Origin of the sequence: Vibrio sp. D431a (assembly GCF_030248655.1) — a bacterium.
In the GTDB taxonomy this organism is placed as follows: Bacteria; Pseudomonadota; Gammaproteobacteria; order Enterobacterales; family Vibrionaceae; genus Vibrio; species Vibrio alginolyticus.
In genome coordinates, this window is record NZ_JAHGAP010000002.1 from 364,867 (window position 1) to 387,502 (window position 22,636).

The 22,636-nt window shown below is 44.1% G+C and carries 17 protein-coding genes; 14 read left to right on the top strand and 3 right to left on the bottom strand.

The window, feature by feature from the left end; genetic code table 11:
* The first annotated feature begins 463 nt into the window (after positions 1-463).
* The 11 genes from KJB35_RS03920 to KJB35_RS03970 all read left to right on the top strand — a co-directional run bounded on the left by KJB35_RS03920 (position 464) and on the right by KJB35_RS03970 (position 14,177).
* A complete protein-coding gene (locus tag KJB35_RS03920; protein ID WP_025768582.1) occupies positions 464-1,873 on the top strand; it encodes an aminotransferase class V-fold PLP-dependent enzyme in 1,410 nt (469 codons plus the stop codon).
* 62 nt (positions 1,874-1,935) lie between these two features.
* Complete coding sequence (locus tag KJB35_RS03925) at positions 1,936-2,868, top strand: transporter substrate-binding domain-containing protein (protein WP_017820522.1); 933 nt, start codon at positions 1,936-1,938, stop codon at positions 2,866-2,868.
* Positions 2,865-5,195, top strand: a complete 2,331-nt coding sequence (locus tag KJB35_RS03930; protein WP_213903430.1) for a bifunctional diguanylate cyclase/phosphodiesterase — start codon at positions 2,865-2,867, stop codon at positions 5,193-5,195. Before KJB35_RS03925 ends, KJB35_RS03930 begins: the two co-directional genes overlap by 4 nt.
* A 212-nt stretch (positions 5,196-5,407) precedes the next feature.
* The gene (locus KJB35_RS03935) at positions 5,408-6,601 is read left to right on the top strand and encodes a glycine C-acetyltransferase (protein ID WP_065275482.1); all 1,194 of its coding nucleotides are present in this window, start codon (positions 5,408-5,410) and stop codon (positions 6,599-6,601) included.
* 44 nt (positions 6,602-6,645) lie between these two features.
* On the top strand, positions 6,646-7,677 hold the full coding sequence (gene tdh / locus KJB35_RS03940) for an L-threonine 3-dehydrogenase (protein WP_033906709.1): 1,032 nt from the start codon (positions 6,646-6,648) through the stop codon (positions 7,675-7,677).
* 389 nt (positions 7,678-8,066) lie between these two features.
* Entirely contained in the window at positions 8,067-8,612 is a 546-nt protein-coding gene (locus tag KJB35_RS03945) for a spore coat U domain-containing protein (RefSeq protein ID WP_021035866.1), read from the top strand.
* A gap of 39 nt (positions 8,613-8,651) precedes the next feature.
* Complete coding sequence (locus tag KJB35_RS03950) at positions 8,652-9,149, top strand: spore coat U domain-containing protein (RefSeq protein ID WP_017820521.1); 498 nt, start codon at positions 8,652-8,654, stop codon at positions 9,147-9,149.
* Positions 9,150-9,169: 20 nt separating this feature from the next.
* A complete protein-coding gene (locus KJB35_RS03955) occupies positions 9,170-9,925 on the top strand; it encodes a molecular chaperone (RefSeq protein WP_064369625.1) in 756 nt (251 codons plus the stop codon).
* Entirely contained in the window at positions 9,925-12,351 is a 2,427-nt protein-coding gene (locus KJB35_RS03960) for a fimbria/pilus outer membrane usher protein (protein WP_372051726.1), read from the top strand. The genes KJB35_RS03955 and KJB35_RS03960 overlap by 1 nt, the downstream gene beginning before the upstream one ends.
* A complete protein-coding gene (locus tag KJB35_RS03965) occupies positions 12,348-13,316 on the top strand; it encodes a spore coat protein U domain-containing protein (RefSeq protein ID WP_115386804.1) in 969 nt (322 codons plus the stop codon). The genes KJB35_RS03960 and KJB35_RS03965 overlap by 4 nt, the downstream gene beginning before the upstream one ends.
* 141 nt (positions 13,317-13,457) lie before the next feature.
* Positions 13,458-14,177 (top strand): carbonic anhydrase, encoded by a 720-nt coding sequence (locus KJB35_RS03970; protein WP_115386803.1) that lies wholly within the window; start codon positions 13,458-13,460, stop codon positions 14,175-14,177.
* A 72-nt stretch (positions 14,178-14,249) separates the two neighbouring features.
* Here the strand turns inward: KJB35_RS03970 and KJB35_RS03975 are convergent, their stop codons facing one another.
* On the bottom strand, positions 14,250-15,353 hold the full coding sequence (locus KJB35_RS03975) for a mechanosensitive ion channel family protein (protein WP_005375107.1): 1,104 nt from the start codon (positions 15,351-15,353) through the stop codon (positions 14,250-14,252).
* 301 nt (positions 15,354-15,654) lie between these two features.
* On the opposite strand from KJB35_RS03975, the gene KJB35_RS03980 reads away from it, so the two are divergent.
* Positions 15,655-16,002, top strand: coding sequence for a helix-turn-helix transcriptional regulator (locus tag KJB35_RS03980; RefSeq protein ID WP_005375109.1), 348 nt, complete (start codon positions 15,655-15,657; stop codon positions 16,000-16,002).
* A 90-nt stretch (positions 16,003-16,092) separates the two neighbouring features.
* Here the strand turns inward: KJB35_RS03980 and lldD are convergent, their stop codons facing one another.
* Positions 16,093-17,232 (bottom strand): FMN-dependent L-lactate dehydrogenase LldD, encoded by a 1,140-nt coding sequence (gene lldD, locus KJB35_RS03985; protein ID WP_115386802.1) that lies wholly within the window; start codon positions 17,230-17,232, stop codon positions 16,093-16,095.
* Between the two features lie 315 nt (positions 17,233-17,547).
* Positions 17,548-19,239: an L-lactate permease gene (locus KJB35_RS03990; protein WP_005375111.1), complete on the bottom strand. Its 1,692-nt coding sequence runs from the start codon at positions 19,237-19,239 to the stop codon at positions 17,548-17,550.
* Between the two features lie 162 nt (positions 19,240-19,401).
* Between KJB35_RS03990 and KJB35_RS03995 the strand changes: the two genes are divergently transcribed.
* Together KJB35_RS03995 and KJB35_RS04000 are read left to right on the top strand one after the other, a co-directional pair.
* Positions 19,402-20,301 carry a LysR family transcriptional regulator gene (locus tag KJB35_RS03995; RefSeq protein ID WP_005375112.1) on the top strand — a complete coding sequence of 300 codons (900 nt, stop codon included), beginning with the start codon at positions 19,402-19,404 and terminating at the stop codon, positions 20,299-20,301.
* A 120-nt stretch (positions 20,302-20,421) separates the two neighbouring features.
* Positions 20,422-22,455 (top strand): prolyl oligopeptidase family protein, encoded by a 2,034-nt coding sequence (locus tag KJB35_RS04000; RefSeq protein ID WP_238842796.1) that lies wholly within the window; start codon positions 20,422-20,424, stop codon positions 22,453-22,455.
* The last annotated feature ends 181 nt before the right edge of the window (positions 22,456-22,636 follow it).

Below are 22,636 nucleotides of genomic sequence, written 5' to 3' on the forward strand. Positions count from 1 at the left end.
GTTTATGTCATAGAGTGATGTGTATCACTTTATAGTCTTAAACTGATATCTCGATCCGAAATCAGCTTTCTTTTATTTAGTCTTAACATGTTGAGATCGTTAAGATATAAAAAGAATAGACGCCAATCTTAAAATAGCCTGAATATTTTTAAATTAACGCAAAGTTAAATTTTTAATGACTTTATAACAAAGCTCATAATTGTTTTATAAAGAATTTGGTGGAATTGTCCGCAATAAAGAATAATCAAATTAACGAATATATTAATGTGAACATTGTTGTTTATAGATTTGTGGTCAAACTGTTGCTTATATCATCAAATAAGATAAAAAATTGGAACTAAAGTCACTTAATGGCAGAGGAAAAAATTAAACTCTGATTGTAATGGGTAATAATGTTTTAGTAACAGATAGTTACGCACTTAAAATTAATAATATGGCTAATTTCCGACAAGGATTGAAAAAGATGAAAGACAAGGAATCTATTCAGACTAATAGCAGCCGCCGTAATTTTCTGAAAGGCGCAACAGGAGCTGTTGTTGCTGGTGTGAGTGCTTCCGCTTTCTCAGGCGTAGCTCAAGCACGAGAACAGAAAATTGATTGGAGCAGCCGCGGGCTAGGTAGAAAACATGATAAGCGCTTCTGGCGTAAAGTGCGAAGACAGTTCGTTTTGGACAAACGAACCACTTACATGAACATTGGTACAACAGGTTCAATGCCAAAACATGTTCTTGAAGATTACGAGTATAACAACAAGCTGGTGGCTAAATATCCTTGGGACATGAAAGGCAAATTTGGCTCTTGGCCTTATGTTTCAGAGATGGTTAAAGACGTCGCACCAGGTTTTGGTGCTAACCCAGAAGAGATCATTCTCAGCCGCAACACTACTGATGGCTTATGCTCGATCATTAATGGCTTACACTTTGAACCAGGTGATGTGATTCTAACGACACACCATGAACATATTGCTGCAACATCACCTATGAACGTAGCGAAACATCGTTTTGGTGTGGATGTGGTAGAAATTCAACTACCAGTATTTACTGGTACCGAAAACGTTTCTGAGCAAGATTACATTCAAGCGTTCCGAGACGCGCTTGATGCGAATCAAAACGTTCGCCTAATTGTTTTCTCTCATATCACATACAAAACAGGAACCGCGCTACCAGCAAAAGCCATTTGTGCTTTAGCAAAAGAGTATGGTGTACCTACTCTTGTTGATGGCGCGCATACGGTCGGTATGTTTGACCTTGATTTCCACGATATGGATTGTGATTTCTATGCAGGATCTGGTCATAAGTGGCAGTGTGGTCCGGGCGCGACAGGTATTCTGTATGTTCGTGATAACGGTAACCGTTTGAATGAGTATTGGAGTGACCGAGAGAACCCGTTATGGTTGATCAACTCCTCACTTTCTCATGCTGATTACCTAGGTAAACAGCTGCAAATGCAATACATTGGTAACGATAACTATCCTGCGAAACAAGCACTAGTTGATAGTTGCAAAATGTGGGATGAGATTGGTCGAGACCGTATCGAAGAGCGAGTTGTAAGCCTTGGTAGTTTATGTAAAACCTTGCTTCAAGAGTACTTGCCACAAGCCAAAATGTATTCACCAAACGTGGAAGGCTTAACCAGTGGCTTAACGACGGTTAACCCGTTCTCCGATGTAACTAATGAAGAGATACTGACGGAATTCCGAGATCGTTTACGTGAAGAGTATGGTTACATCATCCGTACGACTAGCTTTAAGCTGCATAAGGATGATGACTTTGATACTTACGCGCTGCGTATCTCTACGCATTTGTTCCATGACGAACAAGATGTGGAAGGGCTCGTAGTGGCGATGACGAATTTGTATTACTCGTCGTTCTAACATCGTTGTTTATCACTCAAGCGCCCATTATTGGGCGCTTTGTGAAAGGTAAGGATATTATTATGTCAGTCATAACATTCAAAAGAACTTTAGCGACGGTGGCGCTCATGGTTACCTCTGTTGCGTCGTCTGCCGCTTGGTCAGACGATTTACAACAAATCCGTGAACGCGGTGTACTGCGTCACATTGGTGTCCCGTACGCTAACTTTGTCTCCTATATTGAACAAGGTGAAGTGGAAACTTTGACTGGCTTGGATGTAGAGATAATAAAAGGTTTTGCCAAGTCGTTAGGTGTTCAGTACCAGTATGTTCCAGCACAGTGGAGCGACGTGGTTGGTAAGTTGACAGGGCAAAATGTGCAATATCACAACAAGCAGGCTGTTGTCGGAGAAAGTGTTCCAATTGAAGGCGATTTGATCGCAAATGGCGTTACTATTCTTGATTGGCGTTCTGAGGTTGTCGATTTTTCACAAGATTATTTTCCTTCAGGTGTATGGTTGGTTTCCAGATCCGACTCTAGTCTGAGCCCGATTAAACCAAGTGGGTCGGTCGATGAAGATGTTAAAAACGTCAAGCAGCTGATCGATGGTCGCGAAGTGTTAGCTTTAGAACATTCTTGCTTGGATCCTAACCTTTATGACTTATATGACACAGGTGCAAAAGTTATATTACCTGATGGGGCGCGTCTCCTTAATGAGATGGTTCCAGCGATAATGAAAAATGATGCGGAAAGCACATTATTAGATGTTGCGGATACGCTAATTGCCCTCGAAAAATGGCCGGGTGAAATAAAAGTCATTGGCCCTATATCTGAGAATCAAAAAATGGCTGTTGCATTCCGTAAAAATTCCCCTGAATTACGCAAAGCATTTGATCGTTATTTAGACTCGATAAAACAAGACGGTTCATACGAAAAACTAGTAAAAAAATACTATCCATCTATTTACTACTTTTATAACGATTACTTTATAGAAGATAAAAAGAAACTCCGATGAATAAGGCCGTTAAAAAATTTTCCAGTAAAAGATTTATTACAATAAGCGCAATATTAGTTTCAATTTACTTAGCTATGCTTATTACTGTGACTAGCGTAGGTCAAAATAAGTTAAAAGAATCTCAATACAGAGAACTAGATTTAAAAGTAAAAAGTTATGCAAGCACACTCGATAATTTATTTACCATAGCGAGTGAAGATGTTGATAATCTAGCTACAGATAAAACAATACAAACATTCTTTGGTAATTTAGCTTCTGGCATGTCAATGGAGTATGGATTAGGAGCCAGTCTAATTAATTTAAAGCGTCGCTTCGATGAGAAGATAGACAGTAAGCTAATTAATAGCAGCCAAATCTATAAGAAGCTCACGCTGGTAGGCAGTGATGGAGTCACCATTGTCACCACTGGATCTGAAAACCTTGCCGAGCACAAAATGGACATACAAACCTTAATGACTCAACACGGGCATCCCGAAGAGGTTTGTGCGACGCGATACAATGATGACGTTCGCATTCAAGTCATTAAGCAAGTTAAGTTCTCCGGAAAGCCTGTTGCTTTTTTAATTGCCGATCTTAATAAGAATATTGTTATTGACCAACTTACTAACCAAGAACACGAAGATAGTTATAGCCGAATGGTGCTAAAAATAAAAGACGTGGAAATGGTTGTATGGGATACCATAAATAAAACACCTTCTCACAATAAGGATGAGAACTATTTCGTTTCTGAGGCTGTAGACGGAAAAATTTACTTTGAAGTGCCTGTGGATAAACATCACTTTAAATTGATGGCGTGGTTCGAGCCTTTGAGTGAACGAGATATATTTACATCACGGCTCTTTATTATTGGTTTGAGTATTCTGGCCGTTATGATCGTCATTGCTTTATGTTATGCATTCATCACGAACAATAATAGGATTGAATTGAAAATTAAGCTTGAGGAAGAAAAAAAGCGTAAAGATATTCTTTCTCAACAGAATAAAAAATTAACGAACGAAATTGAACGTCGAAAAGCGTCTGAAAAAGAACTCGCCTTCCAAGCTAAATATGACACATTAACTAATTTGCCTAATCGTAGTTATGGTTCCGAGCGATTGGCTTTGGAGTTAATTAGGGCATCGCGTAGTGGGTCTAAAGTTTTGGTGATGTTCATCGACTTAGACCACTTCAAGCAGATTAACGATTCAATGGGACACTTTGTTGGGGATGAAATCCTTAAACTCAGTGCTCAGCGACTGTATCAAGTCGCGAGAAAAACAGACTTATTGGCGAGAATTGGTGGGGATGAGTTTTTACTCGTCATCCCTGATTTGCCTGATAATGATACTGCAAAGCGAGTTGCTTCAAGTGTACTTTCGGCGTTTAACGATCCGTTTGTTTGGAACAACCATGAATTCTTCTTGAGTAGTAGCGTCGGAATGTCTGTGTTCCCGGATGACGGAGACAACGCTGAGCAGCTTCTTGCATGTGCAGATATGGCAATGTATCGGGCGAAACAAGATGGGCGTGATGGCTTTTGTTTTTATAACCATAATATGAACCAAGATTTGCAACGCTATTTGGATCTGGAAAATCGTCTGAGAAGTGCGATCTCCAATCAGTTGTTAGAGCTGTATTATCAGCCAATTATTGAGCTGAGTAGTGGTAAAATCGTAGGGGCAGAAGCGCTAATGCGTTGGAATGATGACAAGTACGGATTCGTAAACCCTGAAGAGTTTATCTCTATTGCAGAGAAAAATGGTTTAATTCATCAAATTGGTGAGTTTGCTATTCAACAAGCGTGTCGACAAGCGGCACAATGGCAGAGTCTGACTCCGTTGTTTGTTTCTGTAAACTTTTCTAGTGTTCAATTTAGGTACTGCGAGCGCTTACTTACGTTTATTAAACACAGCGTTGAGGAGTCTGGTCTTCCGTCAGATAAGTTCGATATTGAAGTGACAGAAAGTCTCCTCTTCAATCACGATTCTGAGCTATTAGACATGCTTAATAACTTACGAGCGTTAGGCACCAAACTTACTATTGATGATTTTGGTACTGGTTATTCTGCGCTGAGTTACTTGCAGAAGTTTCCGTTCGACCGCTTAAAGATTGATCGTAGCTTTATGCAAAATATGTTCGAGAACGACTCAGACCGCGAGCTTGTGAACGTAATCATAGCAATGGCGAAAGCGCTGGATCTTAAGATCGTCGCAGAAGGCATCGAAGAACAGCGTCATGTGGATTACCTGAAAAACCTAAACTGTGAGTTCGGACAAGGTTTCCACTATAGCCGACCATTACCTGCTAAGGACTTTGAAGCACTTTTGGCTAAGCCTACCTGGCTATAATTCCTTTTATAACAAACTCATAGAAAAGCATTAATCGAATTTGTGCCTAGGATTCATTAATGCTTTTCCACCTTAAGGTATAATCCTTCCTCCTTCCTTGAATTACACTACAATTAATTGATGAGTGATAGCCCGTGACGCCCGTCACATAAAGGCTAAGCCTAATTCTAAACGAGTAAATACTCGCCAAAATAACTAGGAAGGAATTTCAAATGTCTTCTGCATTCTACCAACAGATTCAGCAGCAAATCGAAGAAGTAAAGGCGGAAGGCCTTTACAAATCAGAGCGTGTCATCACGTCTCAACAGCAAGCGGCTGTTAAAATCTCTACTGGTGAAGAAGTACTAAACTTCTGTGCGAACAACTACCTTGGTCTTGCTAACCACCCGGCACTTATCGAAGCGGGTAAAGCAGGCATGGACGAGCACGGCTTTGGTATGGCTTCAGTACGTTTTATCTGTGGTACGCAAGACATCCACAAAGAGCTTGAGCAGAAGCTTTCTAAGTTCCTAGGTAAAGAAGATACGATTCTTTACACATCATGTTTCGACGCAAACGCGGGCCTATTTGAAACTATTCTAGGCAAAGAAGACGCAATCATCTCTGACGCTTTAAACCACGCGTCAATCATCGACGGTGTTCGTCTATGTAAAGCAATGCGTTTCCGCTACTCAAACAACAACATGGAAGAGCTAGAGCAACAACTGATCGCTGCGAAAGAAGCAGGTGCTCGCCACATTCTTATCGTAACGGACGGTGTGTTCTCAATGGACGGCGTAGTAGCAAACCTTCCGGCTATCTGTGACCTAGCAGAGAAGTACGGCGCGTTGACTATGGTTGATGACTCTCACGCTGTTGGCTTCATGGGCAAAACAGGTGCAGGTACGCACGAGCACCACAACGTGGTTGACCGTATCGACATCATCACTGGTACGCTAGGCAAAGCAATGGGCGGCGCTTCAGGCGGTTACACATCTGGTAAAGCGGAAGTGATTGACTGGCTACGTCAGCGTTCTCGTCCATACCTATTCTCTAACTCTGTTGCACCAGCAATCGTAAGCGCTTCTCTCCGCGTTCTAGATCTACTAGAAGAGAGTGGTGACCTACGTGATCGTCTATGGGAAAACGCAGCACACTTCCGTACTCGTATGGAAGACGCGGGTTTCACAATGGGTGGTGCTGACCACGCAATCATCCCAATCATGCTTGGCGACGCAAAAGTAGCAGCAGAATTTGCAGAGCGTGCGCTGGAGAAAGGCATCTACGTAATCGGCTTCTCATTCCCTGTAGTACCAAAAGGTCAAGCACGTATCCGTACTCAAATGTCTGCGGCGCACTCTCGCGAGCAACTAGACCGTGCAATCGACGCGTTCATCCAAGTTGGTAAGGACATGGGTCTTATTTAAGATTCTAGGCCTTAGACAATAGGGCCTTTAATTAAGGTTACATTATGAAAATTAAAGCATTATCAAAGCTAAAGCCTGAAGAAGGCATCTGGATGACTGAGGTTGATAAACCAGAAGTTGGCCATAACGACATTCTGATCAAAATTAAAAAAACCGCTATCTGTGGTACAGACGTACACATCTACAACTGGGACGAATGGTCACAAAAAACCATTCCAGTGCCTATGGTTGTTGGGCACGAATACGTGGGGGAAGTGGTTGCGATTGGTCAGGAAGTTCGTGGCTTTGAAATCGGTGACCGCGTATCTGGCGAAGGTCACATCACGTGTGGTCACTGTCGTAACTGTCGTGGCGGCCGTACTCACCTATGTCGCAACACGATTGGTGTGGGCGTTAACCGTGAAGGTGCATTCGCAGAATACCTAGTGATCCCAGCGTTCAACGCGTTCAAGATCCCTGAAGGTATCTCTGACGATCTAGCGTCTATCTTTGACCCGTTTGGTAACGCAGTACACACAGCACTTTCTTTCGACCTAGTAGGCGAAGACGTGCTTATCACAGGTGCTGGCCCAATCGGTATCATGGCAGCGGCAGTAGCAAAGCACGTTGGTGCTCGTCACGTAGTGATCACGGATGTGAACGAATACCGTCTAGAACTTGCTCGTAAGATGGGTGTAACACGCGCAGTAAACGTGGCTGAAGAGAAGCTAGAAGACGTAATGTCTGAGCTAGGCATGACAGAAGGCTTCGACGTAGGTCTAGAAATGTCTGGTAACCCAGCAGCATTCAACTCAATGCTAACCACAATGAACCACGGTGGTCGTATTGCACTACTCGGTATTCCACCATCAGACATGGGTATCGACTGGAACCAAGTTATCTTCAAGGGCTTGGTGATCAAAGGTATCTACGGTCGCGAAATGTTCGAAACTTGGTACAAGATGGCTTCACTGATCCAATCTGGTCTGGATCTATCGCCAATCATCACGCACCACTACAAGATTGACGATTTCCAAGAAGGCTTCGACGTAATGCGCAGCGGCATGTCAGGTAAGGTTATTCTTGATTGGGAATAACTTATTCAAGTAAGAAATGCGCTCCTTTTTGGGGCGCATTTTTGTTTCATGAAGATTTTTGTTTCGGGAAGAAATGGTCGCCAATCTTTTCTAAACTTCTCGTATCGTTCTGCTACTTTTTTTAGATTTTTTCCACTCAACTTCACCCTACCTTCTAACTCATTGTCGATTCTGTATTTGGAATAAGATAATAACCATTTGTTTTTAGTGGTTATTTTTTAGCATTACATGCTTAAAAATCGTCATTTTTAAGTTTAATGTTTTTATTTTCCGTTCGTCTTTATCCTTATCCTGCTTCTTTTTATTGTTTTACATTTTATATGCATTTGGTTTGTCATAATTGAGCTATAACTAATAAAAAGGTTACCGATATACAGTGGAATGTAAAAATGGAGCTTTATATGAAAAGATTTTATCTGATGATGCCTCTGCTCTTAACCTCATTTAGTTGGCAAGCGAATGGAGCGTCAGTGAGCGGTACGATTGATGTTTCAATTAACCTTGTACAAGGTTGTGTGATTAATGGAAATAATGCGGTAGATGCAGCTTCTGGCGTTGGCTTTGGCTCACTTGCCTTTGGAGACGTGCCTGCAATCTTCAGTGAACAAGATGGTGTGGTAAATGGTGGTAGTGCGACGGGTATTGAAGTGCTTTGTAGTAACGGTGTGACACCGACGTTTACATTGGGCACCGGATTGTATGATGCAAGTGCGACCGTTGGTACCTACGCGATGTCAAATGGCGCGCAATTTATTGATTATACGTTGTTTACCGACTCAGACCGAAGCACACAAATTATACAAGGTGGGACGGTAGCTCTGTCTGAATTTACTAGTGCAACATCGCAAACTATTGAGCTTTTTGCGAAAGCTTACGGTACGAGCAGCATTGCCGGCACATACTCCGATACCATCAGTGTGACGCTAAGCTGGTAAAACGTGACGCTGGTTGTTAGGGGCTTTTCACTTGTCGCGATGAGTTTGTGCTCTTTAACTGTGCTGGCTGATGCGACACAAACTTTTCAGGTGTCTGCCACCGTAGATACAGGTTGTTTGATTAACGGCGCAGTACAAGAAGAAAGCGCAACCCAAGCCGGGCAAATAGGCACGTTAGATTTTGGTGAGCATTCTTCAGTTTACGCGACGGAAGTACAAGGCAGCATCACTTACAGTTCATCACTCACATTAAGCTGTACTCCGGGTATTACGATGAATGTTTCCGTAAATGGCGGGATGAATGCATCGGATGGTGTACGTAAGCTAAAGCACAGTGAAGAAGCGACAACGGTAGATTACTTTTTGTTCCAGGATCTAAATTACACGCAGGTGCTTGATATTGACACGCAATATTCCGTCGATACTGACCAAGACCCAGATAATATTCAGTTTCCTATCTGGGCAAAGGCGACAATAAATGGGAATGAAATGGCTGGAATTTATATGGATACGCTTACGCTGACATTAGAGTGGTAAGTGAACTTTGGAGGGGTGAAATGGAATTCATACTCAAAAAACTATTATTAATAGCCTTCCTTTTTGTTTTTTTCTCAAATGCCAACGCTAACTCATTATTAATTTGGCCAATTTACCCCAAAATATCAGAGGAGAGTAATGCAACATCACTTTGGATGGTAAATAAAGGCAGTGTTGATTCTTATTTACAGGTGAGAATTTTTAAGTGGGAACAAAACGAAGGAGAAGATAGTTATTCAAGTCAAAGCCAGTTAATTGCAACCCCTCCGTTTGTCAAAATTGAACCAGGTGAAAAGCAGTTAATCCGCATCATCAACCAAGATGAGGCCTCTGCAGGTAAGGAGTATGCATACCGAGTGATCATAGATGAATTACCGCCAACTCAAAACCCTCAAACAGAATTGACGGAAAATGAACTCGCTGTAAAAGTCCGAATGCGTTACTCGATACCTTTGTTTATTTACGGGAAAGGGCTGACTGATACTCAAAAACCAAACCGTGACAGTGAATTATGGGGTGATTTACAGGCACAGTTTATTAAGAAAAATAATCAGCGTTTTGTTCACATTAAAAATTCAGGAAAACACCATGTTCGCTTAGTGAATTTACAATTGAACCTACCAAATAAAGATCCTGTCGTTATTTCCGATGGACTAGCTGGCTATATTCTTCCTGAACAGTATAAGGTTTGGTCTATTCCCCATAGTAATGTCAGACCCTTGAGTTTGAGCGCGAATATTGGAGGTAAACGTTACCAAATACCATTGAAGCAATAATGAATAGATTTAATACAATGAATGCTTTCTTTTGGTTGGTATTACTTAGCGTAACGTGGAGCAGTATTGGTCTTTGTGCAAATTCAGCAAACCACTTCTCTGAGCTACCGAGTCCTGAAAATTTCTCATTAGAAAAGTTTGAGAATATTAGCCTCAATCTGGAGTTGGTGATCAATCAAAGAGCAACCGGGCTTGTTGCGAAAGTTGAGCGAGTTGGCGATCAGTTCTTTTTGCTCCGGGAGGACCTCATTTCAGTTGGGGTTACCGCCAAGTCGTTGCCTGGAACCGAAGAGAGACTTGAGGTTACGTCTATCCCAGGTGTTAACGTGCGTTACTTGCAATCGTCATTGCAACTCGCAATTGACGTACCGCCTAATTGGTTACCGATGCAGAATTTATCAGCGCAGGATATGGGGCGATTTTCCCCGGCTCAGTTTGGGCGTGGTGGCCTGCTTAACTACAACGTATTTGGTGTGTACGAGAACGAAAGCCGACAAAAGGAGGTTTCTATCAATCATGAAGTCAGAGCCTTTTCTGAGTTTGGCGTTTTTTCTACTACCGGGATATTTAAATCTAACTTTCATCGCGATGTTCAGTCCCAGCAAAGCAGCCAGTACACTCGTTTTGATACGAGTTACGAGTACGTCAATCAAGAGAAGCGAATTCGTATAGAGGTAGGGGACTATATTGTTCGCCCTTTATCTTGGAGCCAACCAGTAAGACTGGCGGGTATTCAGTTGTCGCATGATTTCTCTATGCGTCCGGATGTCGTGACGACGCCGTTACCTGCATTTTACGGTGAGGTCACAGCGCCCACTACGTTAGATTTGTTTATCAATGGCTTTAAAACTGACTCAATGAATGTTGGGCCCGGTCCTTTCATTATTAACGATATTCCAATGCTCTCTGGTGCTGGGGAAGCAACGGTAATTGCAACGGATGCTCAAGGTAAGCAAACGGTCATGACCAGCCCATTTTTTCTCTCTTCCGATCTACTCAAGACCGGATTTACATCTTACAGTGCGAGTATTGGTGCGATCAGAGAAAATTTCGGTAATGCATCTAACGACTATGGAGACGGTGGCGTGGTTACCGCTCTGCGTCATGGCATGACTGATTGGTTAACATTAGAAGCTCAAGCCGAAGCAAAAGATGACCTGATCGTTGCGGGGCTGGGCTTTGTCACCAATGCTGTCAATTTAGGTACGGTGGATGCCTCGTTTCGTGTGAGTAATTTTCAGGATCAATCTACCTCATATGCGCTAGGTTATAGTTATCAGTCTCGGCGGTTTAGCTTCGCTGCTCGAACTCAAGTAGAACAAGCCGACTTTTATACCTTATCTCATTTACCAAATTACGAAATGCTCGATGACGGCAAGGACGCTTCACTCGCGTCGCGCCATCTATCACAAATCAATATGGGAGTCCGTTTGGGAGATTGGGGCTCACTTTCTGGTGGGTACTTTGATATTCAACAATCCGACTCAGATTCACGTACCCTAAATCTTACTTATAGCTACGCTCTGCCTTTTAATATCAATATGTCCCTGTCTTACAACCATAGTATTGGTGGTCAGAGTGTTACGTTGGCGCAATTCTCTCTACCTTTCAGTTCTTTGGGGGGAAGTTCGGGGCTAACGCTGAAAAGAGAGGATGATGGCGATGTGCGAGGGCGAGTGGGTTACAGCCGCCTTGCGCCAATACGAGGTGGATGGGGCGTCAATTTAGCGCATGATATTAACGAACACCCAGAAAACCGTAAACAGGCTGATTTGACCTACCGTGCGTCATGGGCGCAGTTCAGAGCGGGGTTAAATGGCACCAGTGGCGACTATGATTATTTTGCGGAAATGGCAGGTTCGGTCTCTACGTTGGATGGAGAAATATTCCCAGCGAATGAAGTGTATGACAGCTTCGCTGTGGTGAGCACCAGTGGTTTTGAAGGTATTCCGGTTAAATATGAAAATCAAATTGTCGGAGTGACAGATGATGAAGGTTACTTACTTGTTCCTTGGGCTACGGCGTATTACACCGCCAAATATGAAATCGATCCACTTAATTTACCTGCCAATGCTGCGTTTTCTGCAACAGAGCAGTTTGCTTCGATACATTCGGGCTACGGCTACCTGTTAGAGTTCCCAATAGAGCTACAAATTGCACTGAGCATGACGGTGGTAGACGAAAATCATTTGTTCCTTCCGATTGGTACATATGGCCGCTCAGAAACGGGCTTAACAAGCCAAATTGGTTGGGATGGTTTTACGTACTTTGAAGGCGTTGACCCAGGCCGCTATATTCAGTTTTATCCTCAAGGACAGTCGCCATGTAAAGTGTTTATTGAGGGGTTGTATCAGCGTGACAGTCAAAAAATACAAACATTGCCTGAGCAGGTTTGTATCAAAGCCGAAGAAGAGACCGCACTATGATTTTGCGCAGCTGGTTTGCTAGCCTACTTCTCTTTTTCTCGTGCTCGACAATGGCTTGTCAGCTCACGGCGGCAGCACCTTTAATCTTGTTTGGCAATGTTTCTTCGTTTACTGTTTCAAGCTCTCAGCAGCAAAGCTCAGCTCAGCCTCATGCGGGGATTACGTGTGACTTTTCTACACTTGTGTCTTTGTTAAGTGGCGACTACGTATCAGCAACGTTTAACAGTATAAATAATGGTTTGCTATTAAATGAGGATGATCCGAGTTCGGAGCTCAGCTATCAGATTTTTGGCGATCCAGGGCTTTCACAAGAGTATGTATTCGGCCAAACTTACAATTTTTTTGAAATCGGGTTACTCGATTTACTCGGGTTGTTTGGCACTCAAGCCGAGTTTCCGCTCTATGCTCGGACGGGAGTGGGTAGTAATCTTTCCGCTGGGACTTATAAAGACCAAATCACCGTATCCTGGATTTGGGATTACTGTAAGGGTATCGGGGTTCTAGGGGTATGCATTGGCCGCGCCAATGGCAGCGCTCAAAGCGTGATTACGGTTGAGTTGCAAGTGACCCCTGATTGTATGATCACAGCGCCAGATATTGATTTTGGTTCGTCCCCATTAGTGGCCGGTTTTGAACCAGTCAGTCAGGTTATATCGTTAACTTGTACCAAGAATAGTTCCTTCTCCATTGGCTTGAATGACGGCCTAAATGCGTCCGGCGGTCAGCGGCGAATGATTTCTAGTGGTCACTATTTGGAGTATGAAATCTATAAGTCATCAACGATGGAGCGCTGGGGAGGCACCAGTTCTGAACGTCGTGAACACGGTGACGTCGATACTGGCGGCTCCATTCCGGATGGTATCACTCCACAGAATTATAATTATCGCGCGCAGATACTAACCAGCCAAACGACCCCTCCTGCAGGTACTTACACCGATTCAATAATCGTTGACGTTCAATTTTGAGCATCATGTCAATTACATCATTAGAGGCTTCTATTCCAAAAATCTTTTGTAATCATAGTTTTCACTCTGTCACTGCTTAATTTTGTGAGATTAGTATGGCTTTATTCTCACGGAATTTAACTTTCAGAAATAAGGAAAATGATGAAGAAGTCACTAACAACACTAGGTTTGGCACTGGTATTTACAGGAACAGCTTATGCAGCAAGCTGGGGCTACGAGGGAAACCATGGGCCAGCTCATTGGGGTGAGTTTGCATCTGAGTGCGCAAAAGGTCAAAACCAGAGCCCAATCAACATTGAATCGGCGACCGAAGCGAAGCTAGAAAAATTGAATTTCGACTACGAAGGTAAGGCAATCACACTGCTGAACAACGGTCACACTTTACAGACTGGTTTAGAAGGTAAAAACACACTCACCATTGATGGTAAAGAGTTTACGTTGAAACAGTTCCACTTCCATACGCCATCTGAAAACCATGTGGATGGTAAAGAATACCCTCTAGAAGCACACTTTGTGCATGCCGACAAAGTAGGTCATCTAGCTGTTGTCGCGGTGTTCTTTAAACTGGGTGACGCGAACCCAGATCTAGCTAAGATGCTAGCTAACATTCCAACTAAAGATCAAGATGTTACCATCAAGGTTCCATTTGATGCTGATGCCCTTATCCCAAGTGATAAAGACTACTACCGCTTTAACGGCTCACTAACGACACCGCCATGCTCTGAAGGTGTACGTTGGTTCGTGATGAAAGAAGCACAAACTATTTCTCCTGAGCAGATAAAATCTTTTTCGGAAGTAATGGGGAAAAACAATCGCCCAATCCAACCGCTGAATGCACGTATAGTGTTAACGCAACAATAACCACTTCATGCGAAGAAAAATAAAAAGCCCGCTTAAACACAGCGGGCTTGATTATTTGGGTATTGGTGAGAACTAGAAGCCGTGATCTTCTTGCTCTTCCGCTTTTACCATTTGTATAGGATCAAGCTTAAGCGTCTGAGTAGGGAACGCGATATCTGCATCGTGTTCTTTAATGATGTTGATTACCTTAAGCAGTATGTCCTGCTTAACCTCATGGTATCTCACCCAATTCACGGTTTTAGTAAAGGTATAGATAAAGAAGTGCAATGATGATGGACCGAATGTATCGAAGTTGACGATAAGTGTTTGGCGTGCATCAATGTCTTTGTGATTTTTCAGCATTTCTTTTACCGCGGTGATAATTTGCGGCATTTTTTCAGCATCGTCGTAACGAAGTCCAATTTTTTCGTAGATACGTCGGTTCAGCATGCGAGATGGGTTTTCTACGACAATGCTGCTAAACACTGAGTTTGGCACATACAGTGGACGCTTATCGAAAGTTCGGATAATGGTCATACGCCAGCCAATGCGTTCTACCGTCCCCTCTATTTGTCGGTCTGGAGAACGGATCCAATCGCCAACTTTAAATGGACGATCGAAGTAGATCATAAGACCTCCAAAAAAGTTAGACAGCAAATCCTTCGCCGCTAAACCGACGATCAAACCACCAACACCACCGAAGGTAAGTAGGCCCGATAGTGACAGACCAAATGCCTGCATTACGGTTAGAATTCCGACGGTAATAAAGAACAGGCGCGCGACCTTAGCTATCGCTTGTACTGTTGTTTCATCTCGGTTCTTTTGTTCGAGAACATGCTCTTCAACATTGGTAATGAGCCGCATAACGGTCCATACGAAGATGCTGATGATTAAAATCAGTTTCAGCGTACTTAACCAGTTTATTTTATCGTTGAGCTCGCTCTCTAATATGATGCCGATAGAGACGGTTGCTGGCCAACACCAAATGAGTGTACTGACTGGCGCTTTTAGCGCATCAAGCAACATGTCATCCCAGTGGAAGGGCGTTTTCTCTACGAGCGCAGCGAGGCGAGAGCGGATCAGTCGCCAAGCTATCCAAGCTATAAAGCTAGCGAGCGTAATGAAAAGGACGCTCCCACTCCAATTTTGATGAGACGTTTCAATGTAGCTTTGTAATTCGGTAAACCACTGTGGCATATGTAACTTATTTCTAGTGAACCATGGAAGGAAAGGTAGCAGATATTACTCCTTCACCCCAGTGATTTCCTTTAAATCATTTACTTATGTCTAAACCGTCCGAGATGGACTTTTCCTTCCGATGACAAGAGAGTCACCTCAATGTTCTGTTGAGCGACCGCCTCATGCATGTTCAGAGGTACGCTACCAATGATTGAGGGTTGATATTTGGACGATCAATTATAACTTCTCTGACTTATCGCTAACATTTATCTTAAGTAAGTGTGAGAGTGTATTGGCTCTTGAATTAGCGGAGGCAGATATGGAATTTACAGAGCTGGATCGAAACGCGCTCTACGACATCTGGATGTCACAAAAAGCCAAAATGCACATCACTCAAATGGAAATGGCGAAGCGCCTTGGTTTGAGTCTACACGAGTTTTCTGGCTTGTTACGTGGTAATTCTCCACTGACGCTAGGTTTTGTAAAACAGCTATGCGAGCAGCTACATGTACGTCCTGGTCAGGTGATTCCGTCTTTGACGGAGCGTGACCTATCTGCATCTGGTACCGTTTATTTACAAAATCGTGTGACGGTGGATGGCGATATCAGTAACGTGTTTATCGACGGAAACCAAGTCGTGATCGAGTACGTCCACCAAGTTAGCTAGCTTGCTCGTCAAATTATCGGGTTGAAGAGCAATAAAAAACGAGCCACTGTTGGCTCGTTTTTTCGTTTCTGTTTTGCTCGCTTGCAAAGATTATGGGATTTTCACTAGCGAATCGCGTGAAAGATCCGCGATAGACTTAGCGCCAGTCAGCGTCATTGCTACACGCATTTCTTTATCGTACAGATCCAGTAGGTTTTCAACGCCTGCTCCGCCTTGTGCTGCCAATGCGTACACAAATGAACGGCCAAGAAGCGTACAGTCTGCACCAAGTGCGAGCATACGAACGACATCAAGACCAGTACGAATACCAGAGTCTACGAAGATCTTAAGATCACCTTTTACCGTATCCGCAATGCTTGGCAGTGCTTTAGCACTTGAAAGTACGCCATCTAACTGACGGCCACCATGGTTAGATACCACAATGCCATCTGCGCCGAAACGTACCGCATCTTTCGCGTCTTCTTCATCTAGAATGCCTTTGATAACCATTGGGCCATCCCAAAAATCACGAATCCACTCAAGATCTTTCCAGGAGATAGAAGGGTCGAAGTTTGCGCCTAACCAGCCGATGTAATCTTCTAGCTTTGTTGGTTCGCCACGATAAGTTGAGATGTTACCTAAGTCGTGCGGTTTACCAAGTAGACCCACATCCAGCGCCCAGCTTGGGTGGCGCATCGCCTGGAATACACGACGCATGGCCGCGTTAGGGCCACTCATACCTGAGTGCATGTCACGGTAACGTGCGCCAGGAACTGGCATATCAACGGTAAACACCAGCGTTGTTACGCCTGCTGCTTTTGCACGCTCAAGTACGTTTTTCATAAAGCCACGGTCTTTAAGCACGTAAAGCTGGAACCACATTGGACGTTCAATTGCAGGTGCGACTTCTTCAATCGGACAAACCGAAACAGTCGACATAGTAAATGGGATGCCTTTTTTCTCGGCTGCTTTTGCTGCTTGCACCTCGCCTCGGCGCGCGTACATACCAGTTAGACCAACAGGAGCTAGCGCGATTGGCATTGCCAGTTTCTCACCGAAGATCTCGGTTTCGAGGCTCAAATCTGTCATATCGCGTAGGACGCGTTGGCGAAGAGCGACATCACCTAAATCGTCAGTATTACGCTTCAGCGTGCGTTCGTCGTAAGAGCCGCCATCAATATAATGGAATAGAAACGGGGGAAGCTTGGCTTTCGCGGCAGCGCGGTAGTCAGTAGAAGCTGAGATAATCATAATGGTGTCCTAGCGGTTATTCTAAGCAAAGTTGTGGAGCAATTTGCTCTTTCGTTGAGCCTTCATCGCAAAGCAGTGAAGACATCAAAATGAGTATAGTTACCTATGGTTCACTTACGTTTGAATCGGTGATGTTGGTAACCCATTTACATAATTGGTTGAAAAATTTTATTAAATCACTCAATCAGTTATGCAAACTGGAAAGGGTGACACAGCTGTCGGGGGAATTGATGTAGCAAGCTAAATCAACATGTCGGGGTAGTAGTGCAGACAGCTGTGTCAAATTAGGCAGGGCTGTAAACCCTGCATTTCGCGTTACTTCATTAAGACATCTGTCATTTGGAAGCCATAAATCAGCACCAATCCAATAATGCCTGTCATTACAATGTAGTAGAACGTAGGGATAATCGTTTTACGCAATGTTGCGCCTTCTCGACCAAGCAAACCTACCGTGGCTGATGCGGCAACAACGTTGTGAATCGCAATCATGTTACCTGCGGCAGCACCGACGGCTTGGAGTGATACAACAATCACACTCGAAATAGACAACGTTTGTGCCACTTCGAATTGGAACTGGCTGAACATCATATTTGATACCGTGTTTGAGCCAGCGATGAACGCACCCAGTGCACCAACGGTGGCACTCAGCGCTGGGAACGCAGAACCAACAAGGTCAGAGGCGAAGTTTGCGGTTGTGACGGGCATACTTGCTAGGTCAGCACCGTTGATGCCTGAGTTGATAAAGATACGAACCATCGGAATGGTAAATACCAAGACAAAACCCGCCCCAATCAGTGTTTTGCTTGACTCGCCAAACGCTTCACGCAATGGCTTTACACTACCGCTTTGTAACATTGCAGCAAGTAGTGCGACAAACACCAGAATGCCACCAGGAAGGTATAACGGCTGAATCGCAGCGCTAACGCCAGTCTCACCAAGAATGTTGCTGAACGACAAACTTACGCTTTGTACAAAGCCTTTCAGCTCAGGGCTTACGCGGCTTGCGACGAGAATAACTGCCAGCATTACATATGGAACCCAAGCTTTTACGATGCTCATTGGCTTGCCCGGATTGTCGTTTAGATCGACTTTTAGCGAACCTAACCACTCTGCAGGCCATTTGTCTTCGCTTTCGAAATCCCACTTAGTCTTTGGTACTAAGAAGCCTTTTTTCGCTGCGGTAACAACGATAGACAGACCAACCAAACCACCGATAAGTGAAGGAAACTCTGCGCCCAAGAATACGCCGGTTAACGCGTATGGAACGGTGAAAGAGACACCAGCGAATAGCGCAAATGGTAGAATATCCAGGCCTTCACTCCAGCTTCTGTTCTTGCCGAAAAAACGTGTTAACATCATCGCCATTAATACCGGGATCATCGTACCTACGACTGCGTGAATGACAGCAACGTGTGCTGTGATATCTTGCAGGTACATTTCCCACGTTGCACCTTGTGCGGCCAACGACTCACTGATGTTATGGGTGTCTAAACCTTTGTTTACACCTACGATGATAGGCGTGCCTACCGCGCCGAATGAAACAGGCGTAGACTGAATCATCATGCCCATAAGGACAGCGGCTAGCGCAGGGAAGCCGATTGCAACCAGTAGTGGTGCAGCGATTGCTGCCGGGGTACCGAACCCAGATGCGCCTTCAATGAACGAGCCAAAGCACCAAGCAATGATGATGGCTTGTACACGGCGGTCAGCCGAAATATCGGTAAATCCATTACGGATTGTGGTGATCGCTCCAGTGTGTTTTAAAGTGTTGAGCAAGAAGATGGCACCAAACACGATCCATAGAACAGAGACAGTAATGCCCAGTCCTTGGAATACGGAGGCCAGTACGCGATTGGCTGACATATCCCAAAACATTAGTGCGATAGCGACGGTTAGACCGAACGCAACAGGCATGGCTTTTTTAGCAGGCCAGTTGAGACCAACCAATAAGATGGCGGCAACAACAATTGGCGAAAATGCCACTAGGGCAAGTAGGGTTTCACTCATTTGTACATCCTTCGTACGCTGACTTCTCGAACGGTGTCAATCCGCTGTAGAGGTGACTTTTTGTTGTAATGGTTTTGTTAATTTGGCGTGAATTTACTCCTTTATTTTTTGTTGATATAGGGAAATAATGAAAATAATTAATTCCAAAAGTGACATAATGGTATGAGAGCAGACGACTTAATCCTATTTTCTCAAGTAATCGAACTTGGCAGCTTTAGTAAGGTTGCAGAGGCAAATAACCTTACAAATTCGGTAGTTAGCAAAAGAATGGCGAGGTTGGAGGAAGAAATAGGGGCTCAGCTATTATATCGAACAACGCGCAAATTAACCTTGACCGAGGCAGGTAAGGTGTTACTCCACAGTGCTAAAAATGTGAAGCAGGCCACTCAGGAGGCTATGGATGCTGTTGCAGGCTTTGGAGAGAATGTGAGCGGTCATATAAAAATGTCCGTGCCGTGTATCTCTGGAGATTTGATACTTGCTGATGCTGTTGCCGAGTTTTGTAACCTTCATCCGGGTCTGACCGTGGACATGTCATTGGATAATCGCTTTGTCGATTTAGTGGCTGATGGTTACGATTTAGTCATTCGAACTGGCTACCTAGCCGACTCTAGTTTGATCGCACGACATATTCTCGATTCCCAATGGGTGGTATGCGCGTCACCTTCTTATATTGCGAAAAATGGGAAACCGATCGAGCCGATTGATCTCACCACGCACAATTGTCTGCAATACGCTTACCAAACCACAGGTGCAACGGATTGGGAGTTTAAAGGAGAAGATGGCAATTACATCGTCAAAGTATCGGGCTGCTTTTCTACTGATAACGCGACCGCATTACGTAAAGCCGCTCTGGGCGGCCATGGTATAGCTTACGTCCCGCGATGCTTGGTGTATCATGATATTCGCAATGGCCAACTGGTGGATATTTTTCCTGAACTAGTAGGTAAAAAGTTGGGTATCTACGCGGTGTATCCGTTTACTCGTCAACCACCGAACAAAGTGAAGCTGCTTATTGAGCACATTCGTGACCGGTACTTAACGATATCTCATTATTTCTAGGTTCTTCATAGATTTAAAACAATGTCGTTGAAATCAAAATTGGGTGCTCTAAGGTAATCACCGCAATAAAACGATTGAAGATAAACAACTTAATAAAAACAACGGAGTAACACGGACGTTATGCATTACCCAAAAACACGTAAAGATTCTGTCGTGGACACTTATTTTGGTCACGACATTGCCGACCCTTATCGCTGGTTAGAAGATGATCGCAGTGAAGAAACCGCACAATGGGTTTCGGGTCAAAATTCGGTCACCTTCGATTTCCTTGGTCAGATACCGTACCGCCAACAAATCCGTGACTTAGTGGCGAACAGTCAAAACTACGAAAAATATTCCCAGCCATTTGTACGTGGTGACTACACCTACTTCTACAAAAACGACGGTTTGCAAAACCAAAGCGTATTGTATCGACGTAAAGGCGAGGGAGAAGCCGAGGTTTTCCTTGATCCAAATACTTTCTCCGAAGAGGGCACGACCTCTCTTGGCGAAGTCAGCTTCTCTAAAGACTACCGTTTGGTCGCGTATTCCATCTCAGAAGGGGGTAGTGATTGGCGTAAGATCTTTGTCATTGATATGGAAACCAAAGAACAGTTAGAGCCTGAGATTGTTGATGCGAAGTTTACGTCGATTTCTTGGCTGGGCAGCAAAGGCTTCTATTACTCAAGCTACGATAAGCCGCAAGGCAGCGAGTTGTCTGCTCGAACTGAGCATCACAAGCTTTATTATCATGAACTTGGTACCCCTCAATCTGAAGATAAAGTGATTTTTGGTGAGTTGGATACGCAAGTTCATCGTTATGTGTCTGGTACGACGACGACAGATGATCGCTTCCTCATTATCTCTGGCGCAGAATCTACATCGGGTAATCGTCTGTTTTATATTGATTTACAGTCTGAGTTACAGGCAATTGTGACGCTGCGCGAGACAACGCAAGGAGACACCTACTTAATTGATAGCCAAGACGCAACCTTGCTGCTTTACACCAACCTAGACGCGCCGAATGGCAAAGTTGTCAGCTACAACACTCAGACAGAACAATGGGCTGACGTGATTGCTGAACAAGAACAGCCGTTAGAAATCAGCAAAGGTGGCGGTTATCTGTTTGCGACTTATATGGTAGATGTGCTTTCTAAAGTGCAGCAGTTTAACTACCAAGGTGAGTGGATTCGAGATGTACAATTGCCGGGAGAAGGCACGGCTTATGGTCTGGCGGGTAAAAAAGAAGAAACCACACTTTATTACACATTCACTAACTACGTGACGCCTCCGACGATTTTCTCATTTGATGTCGAATCTGGTGAATCGACACTGTTTCAGGAATCAAAGGCACCGTTCGATCGTAATGAGTATGAATCAAAACAGGTGTTTTACACCTCAAAAGACGGCACGCAAGTTCCGATGATCATCTCATACAAGAAGGGCATTGCACTTGATGGTAGAGCACCAACCATGTTGTATGGTTACGGCGGTTTTAACATCAGCCTTACTCCAATGTTTTCTGGCAATGTAGCCAACTGGCTAGAGTTGGGGGGTATATACGCTGTCGCCAACATGCGAGGCGGCGGTGAATACGGTAAAGCCTGGCACAACGCAGGCACTCAGCAGCAAAAGCAAAACGTGTTTGATGACTTTATTGCGGCGGCGGAATACCTGATTGAAAACGACTACACTAGCTCGGATCGCCTAGCGATTCGCGGTGGTTCTAATGGTGGTTTGTTAGTTGGAGCGTGTATGACGCAACGCCCTGAACTATTCAAAGTCGCGCTGCCTGCGGTTGGCGTGCTTGATATGCTGCGTTATCACACGTTTACTTCTGGAGAAGGCTGGAAGTATGACTATGGCACGTCGGAGCAAAGTGAAGCGATGTTCCAATACTTGCTTGGTTACTCTCCTGTTCACAATGTAAAAGAAGGCGTGCAATATCCTGCTACCTTGGTGACAACTGCTGATCACGACGACCGAGTTGTGCCAGCACATTCGTACAAATTTATTGCGGAGCTGCAAGACAAACAGCAAGGCGCTAATCCAGTATTGATACGCATTGATGTTAATGCCGGTCATGGTGCAGGAATGCCGCTGAGTAAGCAAATTGACCTCACCACAGACGTGTATGCATTTACGTTACATAATATGGGTATTGAGTCGATTTAATGCCCTAGTTGTTAGAAACTTCTGAGAATAAAAAAATGCCGCGACAGTGTCGCGGCATTTTTCATGGTTGGGGGAACTCAATTCATACTGTTTGCCAGTATTTGAGCCAGGTTGACTAAGTCTGACCCTTGAACCAACCAGTCTCGGCGGCCAAACCGAAAGGCAGCTACGCCATTCTTAA